General features: G+C 64.5%; 13 protein-coding genes. 5 read left to right on the plus strand and 8 right to left on the minus strand.

Translation table 11 applies throughout. From position 1 onward, the window contains the following. The first annotated feature begins 3 nt into the window (after nt 1–3). Nucleotides 4–816, plus strand: a complete 813-nt coding sequence (locus tag FOY51_RS20915; RefSeq protein ID WP_149432198.1) for a crotonase/enoyl-CoA hydratase family protein — start codon at nt 4–6, stop codon at nt 814–816. Here the strand turns inward: FOY51_RS20915 and FOY51_RS20920 are convergent. After that, a complete protein-coding gene (locus FOY51_RS20920) occupies nt 797–1324 on the minus strand; it encodes a ribonuclease FAU-1 family protein (protein ID WP_149432199.1) in 528 nt (175 codons plus the stop codon). The genes FOY51_RS20915 and FOY51_RS20920 overlap by 20 nt on opposite strands. A gap of 94 nt (nt 1325–1418) precedes the next feature. On the opposite strand from FOY51_RS20920, the gene uvrB reads away from it, so the two are divergent. Further along, nucleotides 1419–3575, plus strand: coding sequence for an excinuclease ABC subunit UvrB (uvrB, locus tag FOY51_RS20925; RefSeq protein ID WP_149432200.1), 2157 nt, complete (start codon nt 1419–1421; stop codon nt 3573–3575). Nucleotides 3576–3593: 18 nt separating this feature from the next. Here uvrB and FOY51_RS20930 read toward each other — a convergent pair whose 3' ends face one another. Beyond that, nucleotides 3594–4460, minus strand: a complete 867-nt coding sequence (locus tag FOY51_RS20930) for an ABC transporter permease (RefSeq protein ID WP_149432201.1) — start codon at nt 4458–4460, stop codon at nt 3594–3596. Then, the gene (locus FOY51_RS20935; protein WP_149432202.1) at nt 4457–7249 is read right to left on the minus strand and encodes an alpha/beta fold hydrolase; all 2793 of its coding nucleotides are present in this window, start codon (nt 7247–7249) and stop codon (nt 4457–4459) included. Before FOY51_RS20935 ends, FOY51_RS20930 begins: the two co-directional genes overlap by 4 nt. Nucleotides 7250–7445: 196 nt before the next feature. Here FOY51_RS20935 and FOY51_RS20940 point away from each other — a divergent pair, with 196 nt between their 5' ends. Continuing rightward, the gene (locus FOY51_RS20940; protein ID WP_149432203.1) at nt 7446–7898 is read left to right on the plus strand and encodes a universal stress protein; all 453 of its coding nucleotides are present in this window, start codon (nt 7446–7448) and stop codon (nt 7896–7898) included. Here the strand turns inward: FOY51_RS20940 and FOY51_RS20945 are convergent, their stop codons facing one another. The 5 genes from FOY51_RS20945 to FOY51_RS20965 all read right to left on the minus strand — a co-directional run bounded on the left by FOY51_RS20945 (nt 7899) and on the right by FOY51_RS20965 (nt 12770). Beyond that, the gene (locus FOY51_RS20945; protein WP_149432204.1) at nt 7899–8285 is read right to left on the minus strand and encodes a DUF732 domain-containing protein; all 387 of its coding nucleotides are present in this window, start codon (nt 8283–8285) and stop codon (nt 7899–7901) included. Then, on the minus strand, nt 8282–10618 hold the full coding sequence (locus FOY51_RS20950) for a HelD family protein (RefSeq protein ID WP_371830472.1): 2337 nt from the start codon (nt 10616–10618) through the stop codon (nt 8282–8284). Before FOY51_RS20950 ends, FOY51_RS20945 begins: the two co-directional genes overlap by 4 nt. Before the next feature lie 78 nt (nt 10619–10696). Further along, on the minus strand, nt 10697–11476 hold the full coding sequence (locus FOY51_RS20955; RefSeq protein WP_149432205.1) for an SDR family NAD(P)-dependent oxidoreductase: 780 nt from the start codon (nt 11474–11476) through the stop codon (nt 10697–10699). Between the two features lie 79 nt (nt 11477–11555). After that, a complete protein-coding gene (locus tag FOY51_RS20960; RefSeq protein WP_149432206.1) occupies nt 11556–12407 on the minus strand; it encodes a DoxX family protein in 852 nt (283 codons plus the stop codon). A gap of 36 nt (nt 12408–12443) precedes the next feature. After that, on the minus strand, nt 12444–12770 hold the full coding sequence (locus FOY51_RS20965; RefSeq protein WP_149432207.1) for an antibiotic biosynthesis monooxygenase family protein: 327 nt from the start codon (nt 12768–12770) through the stop codon (nt 12444–12446). Between the two features lie 121 nt (nt 12771–12891). Between FOY51_RS20965 and FOY51_RS20970 the strand changes: the two genes are divergently transcribed. Beyond that, complete coding sequence (locus FOY51_RS20970; RefSeq protein WP_149432208.1) at nt 12892–14085, plus strand: L,D-transpeptidase; 1194 nt, start codon at nt 12892–12894, stop codon at nt 14083–14085. Between the two features lie 79 nt (nt 14086–14164). After that, nucleotides 14165–14824 (plus strand): class I SAM-dependent methyltransferase family protein, encoded by a 660-nt coding sequence (locus FOY51_RS20975; RefSeq protein ID WP_149432209.1) that lies wholly within the window; start codon nt 14165–14167, stop codon nt 14822–14824. Nucleotides 14825–14864: the final 40 nt, after the last annotated feature.

The following is a 14864-nucleotide window of genomic DNA, read 5'->3' on the forward strand; positions in this document are numbered from 1 at the left end:
ACTGTGTCCGAACCACGCGAAGATCGCGTCACCCTCGACGTAATCGACGGAATCGCCTACGCGACGTTGAACCGTGCCGACAAGCTGAACGCGCTCGACATGCCGATGCTGCAGGCGTTGGCATCGGTGCCTGGCCGGATCGCTGAGGATCGCACGATCCGCGCTGTGATCTTGCAGGGTGATGGCACCGCATTCTGCAGCGGCCTGGATTTCGCGTCGATCGGCAAAGACCAGGTTGCGCAGGTCCGCGGCTTCGCGAAGCTGCCGGTGCAGACCACGAACCTCTACCAGAAGGCGTGTTGGGCGTGGCGGGAGTTGCCGGTGCCGGTGATCGCTGTGCTGCGTGGATTTTGCTTCGGCGGTGGTTTGCAACTGGCACTCGCGGCCGACTTCAGGATCTCGACCCCCGATTGCGAACTGTCGGTGATGGAAGGCAAGTGGGGGCTGATCCCTGATATGACCGGATCGGTGACCCTGCGCGAGTTGGTTCCCATCGACGTCGCTAAGCGCCTCACCATGACTGCCGAGGTGTTCGACGGCACGCGGGCCAAGGAACTGGGGCTCGTTACCGAGGTGTCCAGTGACCCGCTTGCCGCGGCAAAGGCACTCGCAGCCCAGATCTGCACGCGCTCACCGGATTCCGTTGCACTGACGAAGCGGCTTTTCCACGACACCTGGACGTCTTCGCCGCGCTCGGCATTCTGGACCGAGAGCCAGCTGCAGTTGCGCCTGATCCTGGGCAAGAACCACAAGATCGCGCGGGCCGCGGGCAAGGCGAAAGAGATTCCGAAATGGGTTACGCGGTCTCTGTCCTAGTGCGCCAACTCAACTGAACCCCCTGCGACGCCAGCCAACCCTCCAGCAGATAGCCGTGCGCGGCGATACCGTCGATCGCTGCCGCTGCACATTCGATGGCGCCCTGAGCGGTTTTCGCGTCGAGGAGACCCGCAACTCGAGCATCGAGGAGTTCGTCGACGTCGAGCAATTCGGTGTCCTGCCCGGACCGGATCACCAGATCCAGATAGTGATCCACGGATGTCCACACGGTGTCGCCCGCCGTGAACTCGCCGATGTCGACGTAGAAGTCCTGATCGCGTCGAAACTCGGGCAGGTAGTGAAACACCGAGACCCGAATGCCGAGACTCGGCAACAGCCAGGATTCGAGGTAGTGGAACGTCGGGTGATCGGACGGTCGGGCCATGTAGAGACCCCACGGTTCCAGCCGATATTCCTCGACTTGCCTGACGAACCCCTTGGGATCCGTGTTCGTCATGGCCGCCACGTCGAAGGTCTCGACCTTGGGTGCGTGCACATGAACTGTCATGACGACCCGACAGTACCGTTCAGCGAAATCACGCGCTGAGCGAAATGACCTGTTCGACACGAAACGTGTCGGTGGGGCCACATACCCTGGAGTCATGGCGTTTGCATCCGAACATCCAGTCGCGCACTCGGAGCACCGGCCGGTGGGCGAGATCGAGCGCACCGACGGCGTATTCGAGGTTGTCAGCGACCACAAGCCCGCCGGCGATCAGCCGGCCGCCATCGCTGACCTGGAACGACGGATAAACGCGGGGGAGAAGGACGTAGTCCTGCTCGGTGCCACCGGTACCGGTAAGTCGGCGACCACTGCCTGGCTGATCGAGAAGTTGCAACGGCCGACGCTGGTCATGGCACCCAACAAGACGCTCGCCGCGCAGCTTGCGAACGAACTCCGCGAAATGTTGCCGAACAACGCGGTCGAGTACTTCGTCTCGTACTACGACTACTACCAACCCGAGGCGTACATCGCGCAGACCGACACCTACATCGAGAAGGACAGCTCGGTCAACGACGACGTCGAGCGGCTACGGCACTCGGCAACGTCGAATCTGCTGTCTCGCCGTGATGTGGTCGTGGTCGCGTCGGTCTCCTGCATCTACGGTCTCGGCACACCGCAGTCCTACCTCGACCGGTCCGTGCAGCTGGAAGTCGGCGTCGAGGTGCCGCGCGACGCCCTGCTGCGCCTGCTGGTCGACGTGCAGTACACGCGCAACGACCTGTCGTTCACCCGTGGCTCGTTCCGGGTACGCGGCGACACCGTGGAGATCATTCCGTCGTACGAAGAGCTGGCGGTGCGCATCGAATTTTTCGGCGACGAGATCGAGGCGCTCTACTATTTGCATCCGCTGACCGGCGATGTGGTGCGCAAGGTGGACATGCTGCGCATCTTCCCCGCGACGCACTATGTAGCGGGGCCCGAGCGGATGGAACGTGCGGTCCGCGACATCGAGACCGAGTTGGAAGAGCGGCTCGCCGAACTCGAGAACCAGGGCAAACTGCTGGAGGCGCAACGGCTTCGGATGCGCACGCAATACGACCTCGAGATGATCCGGCAGGTCGGATTCTGCTCGGGCATCGAGAACTACTCGCGGCACATCGACGGGCGCGGTGCGGGTACCGCACCTGCAACGCTGATCGATTACTTCCCGGACGACTTCTTGATGGTGATCGACGAGTCGCACGTCACGGTCCCGCAGATCGGCGGCATGTACGAGGGCGACATGTCTCGCAAGCGCAACCTGGTGGAGTTCGGGTTCCGTCTGCCGTCGGCCGTGGACAACCGACCGCTCACTTGGGAAGAGTTCGCCGAGCGGATCGGGCAGACGGTGTATCTGTCGGCGACGCCGGGTAAATACGAGTTGGGCCAGGCCGGCGGCGAATTCGTCGAGCAGGTCATTCGGCCGACGGGACTGATCGACCCGAAGGTGGTCGTCAAGCCGACGAAGGGGCAGATCGACGACCTGATCCACGAGATCAGGGAACGGGCCGAGAAGGACGAGCGCATCCTCGTCACCACGCTGACCAAGAAGATGGCGGAGGATCTCACCGACTATCTGCTCGAGCTCGGCATCAAGGTCCGCTACCTGCACTCCGACATCGACACACTGCGTCGGGTGGAGTTGCTGCGCCAGCTTCGGCTCGGCGAGTACGACGTGCTGGTCGGCATCAACCTGCTACGTGAGGGCCTCGACCTTCCGGAGGTGTCGTTGGTCGCGATTCTCGACGCGGACAAGGAAGGCTTCTTGCGCAGCGGCACGTCGCTGATCCAGACGATCGGCCGTGCCGCCCGCAACGTCTCGGGCGAAGTGCACATGTATGCGGACAAGATCACCGATTCCATGGCCTACGCGATCGAGGAAACCGAGCGCCGCCGCGAAAAGCAGATCGCCTACAACCTGGAGAAGGGTGTGGATCCGCAGCCGCTGCGACGCAAGATCGCGGACATTCTCGACCAGGTCTACGAAGAGGCCGAAGACACGGAGAACGTCGAGGTCGGCGGTTCCGGTCGCAACGCGAGTCGTGGTCGTCGTGCCCAAGGTGAGCCGGGCCGGGCGGTCAGTGCGGGCATCTACGAGGGTCGCGACGTCAAGTCGATGCCGCGAGCCGAATTGGCCGATCTGGTCAAGGAGCTCACAGCTCAGATGATGAGTGCCGCTCGCGACTTGCAGTTCGAACTTGCAGGCCGTCTACGCGACGAGATTCACGATCTGAAGAAGGAGCTGCGCGGAATGGATGCGGCGGGCCTGAAATAGACGAGCCCGAAATAAGTCCTAGCTCGTGATGTCCTTGCGGGAGAACAGGATCCACGCCAGCACTGCGAACGCGGATGCGTACGCGAGGGCTGAGAAGGATCCGACGGTGATGTCGTGCCAATCGATTGTCATCGACAGCGCGCGCGTCCAGCCGAACGAGAAGTGGCCCGGTAGGTAGTCGCGCAACGTTCCCAACGCGGTTATCTGATCGAGGATCTGCACCAGGATCGACACCATCACAGTGCCGCCGACCGCGCCCAACGGCGCATCGGTGACCACGGACAACAGCATCGCCAATCCGGCGATCCAGGTGAGATTGACGGCGATGTAGCCCAGCGATATCAGCAACCGCAGCACGGCGGTGCCGTACGGCAGCGAGTCGCCGAATGGATTGACCAGTGGGTCGGTCCCATAGAGCATCGTGCCCAACGCCAGCGCAGACACCACGAGCACCAGCAGGGCGAGTGCGGACAGCGTCGCCGACACGGCCGCCTTCTGCAGCAGCAAACGTGAGCGCGGCACCGGTATCGCCAACAGATAGCGCAGGCTGGACCAGGATGCCTCGCTGGCCACGGAGTCGCCGAAGAACAGTGCCACGACGACGATCAGCAGAAACCCCACCGACATCAGTAATGCGAACACCGTGAAATTCACGCCGCCGCGGGTCGCGAGCTCGACCAGGCCGGGAGTGCCTGCGTCGGAGCTCGCCCCGCCGACCGCGAACGCGATCGCCAGGATTCCAGGCAGTATCGCGAGGAATCCGAGGGCCACATGTGTTCGCCTGCGTCGCAGCTGGCGTTCCAATTCGGTGCGGAACGGCAGGGTGCGGCTCGGTCGGTGACCGAGGGCACGACCGTCGTCGTGCACGGGCGTCGAATCTGTCATGTCGCGACCTCATCGGATTGGCTGACAGCACGCGGATCGTGCACCAGCGCGAGGAACACGTCTTCGAGTCTGGTCGACGTCGACACTCCGTCCACCGCGACTCCTGCCTCGACGAGCGCCCGAATCACTTTGGCAGTGCCCGCTGTGCCCAGGTCCACGCGCAGCGTCGGTTGTGCGCCGTCGGTTTCCACGACGTGGCCGATGCCGTCGACCTGTGCGAGAGCCGCAGCACCCGCTGCAGCGTCGTCGACTCGGATCTCGGTCGGTCCACCGGTAGAGACGAGATCGGCGACCGTGCCGGCGCTGATCACCTTCCCTCGGTCCATCACCACGACGTGGGTGCAGGTCTGTTCGACCTCGGCTAGGAGATGACTCGACACCACGACGGTCCGGCCACCGCGCGCGTACTGGATCAATACATCGCGCATGGTCCGAATTTGCGGCGGGTCGAGGCCATTGGTCGGTTCGTCGAGCACCAGCAGGTCGGGCAGACCGAGCATGGCCTGCGCGATGGCCAATCGTTGGCGCATGCCCTGGCTGTACGAGCGGACCTTGCGATCGACCGCCACACCGAGGTCGGCGATGGCCAGCACCTCGTCGAGGTGGGCATCCTCGATCGGTCGTCCGGTCGCCTGCCAGAACAGCCGCAGATTGTCCGAGCCGGACAGGTGAGGCAGCAGCCCGGGCCCTTCGATGAAGGCGCCGAGGCGCGACAGAACAGGTGCGCCCGGGGTTATGCGATGGCCGAACACGCGAATGTCGCCGCTGGACGGCGTGATCAAGCCCATCAGCATTCGCAACGTGGTGGTCTTGCCCGCGCCGTTGGGCCCGAGCAGACCGAGTACCTGGCCGTGCTGCACAGCAAAACTGACACCGTCGACCGCCGTGAAACCGTTGTTGTACGTCTTCGACAGGTTCGTGACGACGATCGGAACGTCGATCGATTCTGGGTCGACATCGGCAATTCCGCGGCGCCGAGATCTGATGGTGGCTCCGGCGATCAGCAACGCCAGGCAGCCCGCGATCACACCGATCCCCACCAGGGGAGCCAGCGGTACCGCCCGACTCGTCGGCGTGGCAGCGACGCTCGGAACGGTCAGCTGCGAATTCGCCAGGGACACAGTGAATCGCGCTGGGCTCAGCGGGACCGAATAGGCCTGATCCGTTGTCCCGACGGACAGTTCGAGCTGATGGCCTTCGGGGATTTGATAGGCAACGGCAGGGAGGGCGATACGAACGTCCACCGGCGCGCCCGACGCGTCAGGTAGGCGAATTGGGGCGACCGCGCCGCCTGGAAGTATTCGACGCCCGCCGCTTCCGACGTCGTAGAGCTTCGCGAACAGCACCGATTCGCCTGGCGCCGCGAACGATTGGACTCGGACCTCGACGCTGGGCGAGCCGGTGACGGTCATCGCTCGACCCAGCGGCGCGGTGCGGAACGTCGCGAATTGCCCCGGTGGATCGATGCCGAGTCCACCCCCGCCGACGGCGGAGAGCGCCGATACGGCGGATCCGAAACCGGGAATGCTCGACACCGCACCCGGCGACGCACCCGGTGGGCGCGAAATGCTCTGCATCGGTGCCGATGCCTCGGTCAACTGCAGTGTCGCCTGCGGCATCTCGCCGGTGCCGGGCAGGCCGGGATAGCTGTCCGCACTCATTCTGCGACTCTGCGTCTGCCCCTGCTCGTCCGGCGTACCAGGCAGCGAGAAGCCGAACGATGCCGGATCGTCGGTCCGGTCGGTGTGACTGTCGAGCAACTGATCGTCGAGGAACGACCGCACGGTGCCGTCCGAGCGGTCGGCGTCACCGTCGTGCCCGCCGTTGAACCAGCGAACCGTGACAGGCGCACCGCCCGCGGCGATCTCACGCGCATTGGCATCCGCCTGATCAAGCCCGAACAGGGTGTCGCGCTCGCCCTGCACGAGCAGTGTGGGCGCCGTGATGTTTCGCGCAACCGCAGTAGGGGAGTGCGCGCGTAACAACGCAAGAAGCTCAGGGGTGGGTGCGCCGGTGACGGCTGCCTGCACGTAGCCCTGGCATATTCCGACGTCGAAACGGCCGCAGATGTCGGTCTGCAGATCGCCCGTCGACACGCCCGGCACCGCAGGCGCTGCGCCCGCGCCGAAGAACACACCTGCCCAACCGCGCTTGAGGACGCCCGGTGTCGGCTGCCCCGGTGGGACGGTCGTCCCATAATTTGGAAAGAGCGCTTGGCCGAGGTCGTTCCAGGTGATCGCCGCCGCCACCGCATCGATGCGCTTGTCGGTTCCGCCGAGCATCAAGGCAAGTGCCCCGCCGTACGATCCGCCCGCGACGCCGACGCGCGGATCGCCCGGTGCGTCGAGCTTCACCTCCGGTCGTCCCGCCAACCAGGTGATCAGCGCATGCGCGTCGGCGACTTCGCGGTCGGGATCGTTCAGCGAAATGGTGCCGGTGCTCTTGCCGAATCCTCTTGCGCTGTATGCGAGTACGACGAAGCCGTCGCGCGCCAACGCGCGCGCCTGACCGTCGACCGATTCTTTGCTTCCGCCGAAGCCGTGCGCCAGCAGCACGGCGGGTGCGGGCGTGTGCGCGGGGAGGTATTCCCTCGCGTCGATGGTCACCGTCGCCGCCGATCCAGGGGCCTCGGGCAGCGTCATCGATTCGTCGTGCGCGGCCACCGCAGGCTTGTCGTCGGTGCCGGACGTCGTCGCGATCAGGATTGCGATCAAGGCGAGCACCGCAACCGATGCGGCGATCCGAAGATAGCCACGGCGCGTCGGCCTCCGGAACCGTGGCAGCCGCATGGTTCCCAATCTATGCGAGATTCACAATCGGGCGGCGGGTGACGGTCGTCGGAATGCGGCACCCATGTGGCTTCTACCGCAAATCCTTTCTATGGCGCTCCGGATACCGATAGGGTCAGCGAAGCTGCCGAGACGCCCCGTCGAGCTGATGTGTCGGTGTTTCGGCTATGACCATGAGCACCTTTGGAGGAAATAGATGACCGCCTACCAGACGATCGTCGTCGGTACCGATGGTTCGGATTCGTCGTACAAAGCCGTCGAGAAGGCAGCCGCGTTGGCGGGTGCGGCGGGCGCCAAGCTCGTGATCGCGTGCGCGTACTACCCGACCGACGACCGCGACGTTTCCGCCGCAAGCGACATTCTCAAGGACGACGCGTACCAGGTGCACGGCTCCGCGCCCACCAACGAGATCTTGCGAACCGCGCGAGAGAAGGCCCATGCGGCCGGAGCGCAAGATGTCGTCGAGCGGCCGGTTGTCGGCGCACCCGTCGAATCGTTGCTTGCGTTGGTGGAAGAAGTCAGTGGCGACCTGCTCGTCATCGGTAACCGTGGGCTGAACAGCCTCACCGGCCGCCTACTGGGATCGGTGCCGTCCGACGCCGCACGCAAGTCCACGTCCGACGTGCTGATCGTCCACACCGTTCGCTAGTCAGCTCGACGTGCAGTAACCCGCCTTGGCGGTGTCGAGGTAGAGGTGGGCCACTCGATCTCCGGTCAGCGACCCATGCGATTGCGTCGCGGTGTAATCCGCGAGCGGACGCAGGTTGTCGAGTATCGCGGGTTCGGGTGTGCCTGCCGTCAACTGGCGACAGATCCCCTCTGCCAACAGCAGGGTGGTCGAATCGGATTGGCTGCGAGGAATTCCCGCGGCGAACAACGCGTCCCGGTATTGCTGGGCGCGGGTGTCCAGCGGTGGCTGCGGCGCACTGCCGGTGACCACCGGGGTAGACGAAACCTCCGATGCGGCAGGTGATTCCGTCGACCCGCAACCCGCGACGACGACACAGGCCGCAGCGAGCAGGGCAACTCTTCTCACCGGGTGCCCGCCGCCGTTCGATCGTCGACCCACTGGTTCGACGCAACGTCGTCCAGCGCAGTCAGCACGTCGGGCAACGGGCCGGAGTGCACTACGGCGAGGCGTTGCGTGGCGCGGGTCAACGCAACGTAGAGATCGTTCATCCCACGCGGCGATTCGTCGAGAATGCGTTGCGGCTCCGCGATTATCACGTGGTCGAATTCCAGGCCCTTCGCCTCGCGCACCGTCAACACGCTGACCGAGTCGCCGGCGATGTCGGCGAGACTCGCGGCCGTTGCGTGGTCGGCGATCACGGCGGTCAGACCAGGGCCACGCTGCGCGGCGACCATCTCGCGAACGGTATCCGATACCGCGCTCTCGGCAACGCGTAGCGACCACGGGCGAACGCCGGAGTCGCGCACCGACCGGGGCAGCGAACTGCCGGGATCGATGGCGGCGAGCACATCGTGTGCGGCAACCATGATCTCGGACGGTGTTCGATAGTTGACGCTCAGTTCGGCGAGCTTCCAGCGTTGTGCGACATACGGTTCCAGCATGCGCTGCCAGGACACCGCACCTGCCGGGTCGCTGGTCTGTGCGACATCACCGACCACCGTCACCCACCGATTGGGGATGCGGCGCATCACCATTCGCCACGCCATCTCGGACAGTTCCTGCGCCTCGTCGATGATCACGTGCCCGTAGGTCCACGTTCGATCGCCTGCAGCTCGCTCGGCCGTGGTCAACCGAGTGCCCACGTTCTGGCGTTCGGCGAGCTGGCTGGCGTCGATCAGGTCGTAGGCCATGAGGATTTCCGGAGAGTGCTCGTCGTCGAGATCTTGTGGCGCCGAACCGGTGAGGATGTCCAGCGCACCCTGTGCATCTTCGATCTGCGAACGCCAGCGTCGCCGGGCCCGCTCCCGTTCCTCGGCATCGTCGACGCCGAGCAGTTCGGCAAGTTCGTCGAGCAGGGGAGCGTCGGCCGCAGTGAAGCCTGCGCCTGGGGTGCGTAGCAGAGCGTCGAGATCGGTCTCGTCGAGATCCGTTGCTGCACTTGCCAATCGGTCCGTCGACGCGAACAGATCGAACAGCACCTCCTGCGGTGACAGCTCCGGCCACAGTCGCCCGATCTCGCGCATCACGTCGGGATCCGAGCGCATCTCGTCTCGAATATCGGCAATGTCGTCGCGGCTCAACAGATTTGCGCCGCCCACCACGTTCGCACCGAGCACGGCGGCCAACTGATCGGCGAGCGCATCGATCACCCCGGATACGAAGATCGGCCGCGCCAGGTTGTGCGGCCGTCGCGACGACCGAGCCCGACCCCGCGCCCGGGTCACCACCTTGCGATCCAACGTGAGGGTGTTCGACTCGAAGCGCAGCGAAATGGCTTCGCGCGGCAGTTCTTGCCGGTCGCGGACGGCGTTCTTCAGCACGCCGATCATGTCGAGCGAGCCTTTGAGCTCGGCTGCGCGCAGCGGATCCTCGCCGGTCGCCTGCACCCCTGGGTACAGGTCGCCGATCGTGGACAGCAGCACTCCGGTCTCGCCCAACGACGGGAGTACCTGACCGATGTAGTCCAAGAAGGTCGCATTAGGGCCGATGATCAGGACGCCGCTCTTCGCGAGCTGCTGGCGATAGGTGTAGAGCAGATAGGCGGCACGGTGCAGCGCGACGGCCGTCTTGCCCGTGCCGGGACCGCCCTGGACCACCAGCACGCTCTTGTGTTCGGACCGGATGATCGCGTCTTGCTCGCTCTGGATGGTCTCGACGATGTCGTTCATGTGACCGGTGCGGGCCGCATTCAGCGCTGCGAGCAGAGCGCTTTCGGTACCGACACCGCCCGCGTCCTCGGCGATACCGGCCTGCTGTGCAGCATCCAGACTCAGATACTCGTCGTTGACGGCGGTCACTCGGCGGCTGCGGGTACGGATGTGGCGTCGCCGGGTCACGCCGTCGGGCGCTGCGGGCGTAGCGAGATAGAACGGTCGAGCAAGCGGCGCACGCCAATCGAGTAGCAACGTCTGGTAGTCGTTGGGCTCGTCGAGAATGCCGATGCGACCGACATAACGTTCCTCGTCGTCGGCCAGATCGATGCGGCCGAAACACAGGCCGTTCTCGGCGGCGTCGTACTTCGCGAGATCCTCGGTGTACATCTGGCTGAACGATTCGCGTTCGCTGCGAGCTTGCGGGGTGCCCCCGGATTCCAACAGCACCTTGCTCAAACGAGTCTTCGCGTAGCTGCGCATGCCGTCGAGCTGCTGGTACAGCACGGAAACATATGCCTGTTCACGATCGAACTCGGCCGGTCGAGTGGAGTCGCTGGTGTCGCGATCCTGGCCGTCCTCAGGCAACAGATCTCCTCGTGTGTCGGGCGCGAAAATGCCTAGAGGAGTCTAATGCGATATCGAAATTCCCGCCGAACCAGCAGCTCAGCTCGTCCGATACCGCGTTGCGAGTTGCGGGCTCTGGGCACCGAATGCAGCTAGGTCGGCATCGAAGACGGTCTGCAGCAACCCGGCGTCCTCGACGCCGGGTGCACACACCACCTCGCCCAGCTCGAGGCCGCGCAGCGAGCCGGTGACGACGTCGGCCGCGGTCATTCGTGGAACGGCGGACAGGTCCATGCCCTGCACGGTGTGGAACTCGGTGGCGACCACTCCAGGACAGACCACCTGGACCTGGACGCCGGTGCCCTCCAGTTCGGCACTCAGCGTCTGCGACAGTGCCACGATATGCGCCAATGTCCCGGCGTAGACCGCGCGACGAGGCATCTGCGACGACGGTGCGGGCCCGGAGAACGCGATCATTCCCGCGATATTGACGATCGTTCCCGTGCCGCGGGACAACATCCCCGGTACCGCAGCCCGCGACAGCATGGTCGGTGCCACCACCTTCACGTGAACCAATTCGCGCGCTTGCGCCGCCGAGAGATCGGCGATCGGCATGTAGTGCGCGACGCCCGCGTTGTTCACAAGCATCGTCAGTGGTTGGGTCGCGCAGACCTCTGCGAGCGAGTCGACGCCCTCGTCTGTGGAGAGGTCGGCGGCCACGACCTGGACATGCACGTCGGGTAGTGATGCGGCAAGCTCGTCGAGCCGATCCTTGCGACGGCCGACGACTATCAGGTCGTAGCCGTCCGAGGCCAGTCGCTCGGCGAATGCTTTGCCGATGCCGGAGGAAGCACCCGTGACAAGTGCGAGGTTTGTCATGCGCACCACACTACGAGCGAATGCCAGGCGAGAGATCGCGTTTCGCCGGGCCTGCACCTGTCGGGCGACTCGTCGATCTCTACCTGCGGCGCTCCCGGGCGGCCTCCGCGACAGCGGCAGCGCGCTCGCGAGCAGCCTCGGCGACAAGGCCGCTGCGATTCTTGAACGCGTCGGCGACGTCGGGGCCGCGGTCGCGGGCGACGTCGGCCAAGTGACTGCCGCGATCCTTCACGGCGTCAGCCAGGTCGGGTCCACGGTCGCGGGCAAGGTCCGCAAGCTGACTGCCGCGCTCGCGAACGGCGTCGGCGACATCGGGAGCGCGATCACGTGCGGTCTCTGCCAGCTCGGCACCACGCTGTTGAGCGACTGCCGCGAGGTCCCTGCCCTTCTCGGCCGCCGCATGCCAGCCCTCGCTGAGATGATCGGCGGTCGCGCTGTTGGACGAACCGATCGGCAGCACTCCGACCACTGCGCTCGATGCGCGGCTTGCGGCTCGTCGTCCGCGCCAGCCGAGCGACGGCTTGCCTTCGGTATCGACCGCGGCGATCATCAGCCCACCGAGCAAGCTCACGCCGGTGAGGAATTCCTTGCGTTCTGCCTTCTTCTTGTCCGGATCGGTCTCGTTCCAGAATTGGTGTGAGCCCAGCTTCGACGGCACCAGGGTGCCCGCGAGCGCCAGTGACGCGACGCGGGGGAACTTGCCGAAGGCAAGCAGAGCACCGCCGCCGATCTGGACGGCAGCATTGATGCGAATCAGGGTTGCGGCATCCGAGGGCAATTGTTGCGAAACGCCGTCCGGCAGGACTTCACGACCCTTGTCGAGAACCGGTCCAGCGGCAGCAGCGGACTCGGAAGTGTTGCGAAACACATCGACCCCTTCGGCGACGAACGCGGTTGCCAAGAGTGGGCGAGCAATTCGGCGAATCAGCATTGGCAGTCCTCCATTTTGTCGGTTTACCGACAGGGGTTACCCAGACTTTCGATCGCGAAACGGGTCGTCGACGGTGTGGACCGAGGCGAAGTGCTCCACCTGCGGAAACGGATCGTAGAAGTGGTGGAGGAGCTGCTTCCAGCGCAGATATTCGGGCGAGCCTCGGAAACCTTCGGTGTGATCTTCGAGTCGATCCCATTCGACCAGCAACAAGTAGGTGCTGGGCGTCTCGATACTTCGGGAAAGGTGCAAACATCGAAATCCGGGCATCGACGCGATGATCGCGTGGGCTTGCCCGAATGCTGCCTCGAAATCGGCCTCCAGGCCAGGTCGTACGGGCAATAGAGCGTGTTCGAGAATCACGGACTCTCCGTTGCGTGAGGGGGTTCGGGTCCGCGGGCAGACTAGTCTGGATCGGTAACCGCCAGAAGCGATCCGGGGTGTCGCGGCGGCGAAATTGTCGAAAAGGACGAAAGAGGCAGTCGTGATTCAGCGCCAACGATTGATCGGTGCCGCAATTTTGGCGGCTACCGCGTCGCTCGTGGTGGGTTGCACCATCGGCAGCGGCGATTCGGGATCGAGTACGCACACCACGGTGGCACTGCCGCCGGCAACCATCACCGTTCCCGCAGCCGATCAAGGCCCGATCAACCCCACCGCCCCCGTTGTGGTCAACGTTGCAGGCGGCACCCTGACGAAGGTCACGGTGACCAACCCCGCCGAGGACAACAAGGCGGTCAACGGCGACTTCGCACCCGATCATCTGAGTTGGACCGCAAAGGACGTCCTCGGCTACGCGGCGTCGTACACGGTGGTGGCGGACGCGGTGAACGCGGAGAAGAAGCCGGTCGAGAAGTCGTTCACCGTCACGACGATTGCGCCTGCGCAGACGGCGTACGCCAACGTGGTCCCCGCGCCCGACGTGGTCGCCGAGACCGGAATCGGGGTCGGTCAGCCGATGGTGTTTCAATTCACCCAGCCGGTGGTCAACAAGGCCGAGGTGGAGAAGCACCTGAAGGTGACGACCACCCCGCCGCAGCCCGGAGCCTGGTACTGGACCGACGACTCCAACGCGCACTATCGCGCCGAGAACTACTGGCAGCCCGGGACCAAAATTCATATCGAGGCAGATGTGTACGGCCTCGATCTGGGCAACGGCGTGTTCGCCGCCGAGGACAACTCCGCCGATTACACCGTGCACGACTCCTGGGTGGCACGAGCAGACGGCAATTCCGAGGTGCTCACGGTGTTCCACAACGGTCAACAGGTGAATTCGATGCCTATGAGTTTGGGTTCCCCTGGGCATCCGTCGCACGAGGGCACACACGTCATCTCCGACAAACAGCCGAGCATCATCATGGACTCGTGCACCTACGGCGTGTGCAAGGGCGATCCCGACTATTACAACGAAAAGGTCGACCTCGACCTGCGCATTTCGAACGACGGTGAATTCGTCCACTCGGCGCCGTGGTCGGTGGGGGACCAGGGCAACAGCAACGTCTCACACGGCTGTGTGAACCTTGCCCCGGCGAATGCGCAGTGGATGTTCGACAACTTCAACATCGGCGATGTCGTCGAGATATCCAACTCCGGTGGCGGCGCGCTGCCGGTGTGGGACACCTATGGCGACTGGTCGGTGCCGTGGCCGGAATGGCAAGCGGGTAACGCGAACGCCTAGCTGGTTCACACACAGCGCTCGCGAAATGGAGTAGCCGACTACTCACGGCGTCGAGGCGCGGTCGGCAGATGCTGCTTGGATGGTGGCACCTGATGTCGCTGCTTTCGTCGTACCCGAACCCCTGCGCGAGACCGTAGAGGAATTCAAGACGGCCCTGCTTGCCGCTGACCGCTCGATCATCGCGGGCAGGGTCGTGCACGATCAGGTTCAAGACAAGATAAGCGCGGCGTCGTACTTCGTCACCGCGCATCTTCGCGAGCAACTCGAGCTCGATCGCGACCACGAGTCGGCCGTGGGCGCCTACTTTCGCGAGACGTTCCCGTTCTTCGCGATGAGCAACTTGATCGACAGGTCGTTCGTCAAGCCACGTGGGTATGCGGGCGACTACCTGACGATCGAGAAGGTCTACGACGACGTCGCGACCGGCAGCGGTCGGCTCGGCCGGTTCGTCGACCGTTGGTTTCTCGACATTCCCGCCGCGCGGGCAGTCAAGAATCGCCGAACACTTCTCGGTGCGGTGATACTCGATACCGTCCGATCGGCAGGTGGACGATGCCTCGTCACCAGTCTTGCCAGCGGCCCGGCCCGAGAGTTTGTCGACGTACTGGTGTCGAACACGTCCGTCGACCTCCACGCAACGTGTGTCGACATCGATGATCAGGCACTCGCGCACGCGTCGTCGATCGCAAAAGGGCCGGCGTCGACGATCGGTTCACATTCGTTCGCGCCGACGTCGTGAAGCTCGCGCTCGGACGAGGGTCATCGAGCTGCCGCGGCAA

The organism is Antrihabitans cavernicola (genome assembly GCF_008297975.1).
GTDB classification, from domain to species: domain Bacteria; phylum Actinomycetota; class Actinomycetes; order Mycobacteriales; family Mycobacteriaceae; genus Antrihabitans; species Antrihabitans cavernicola.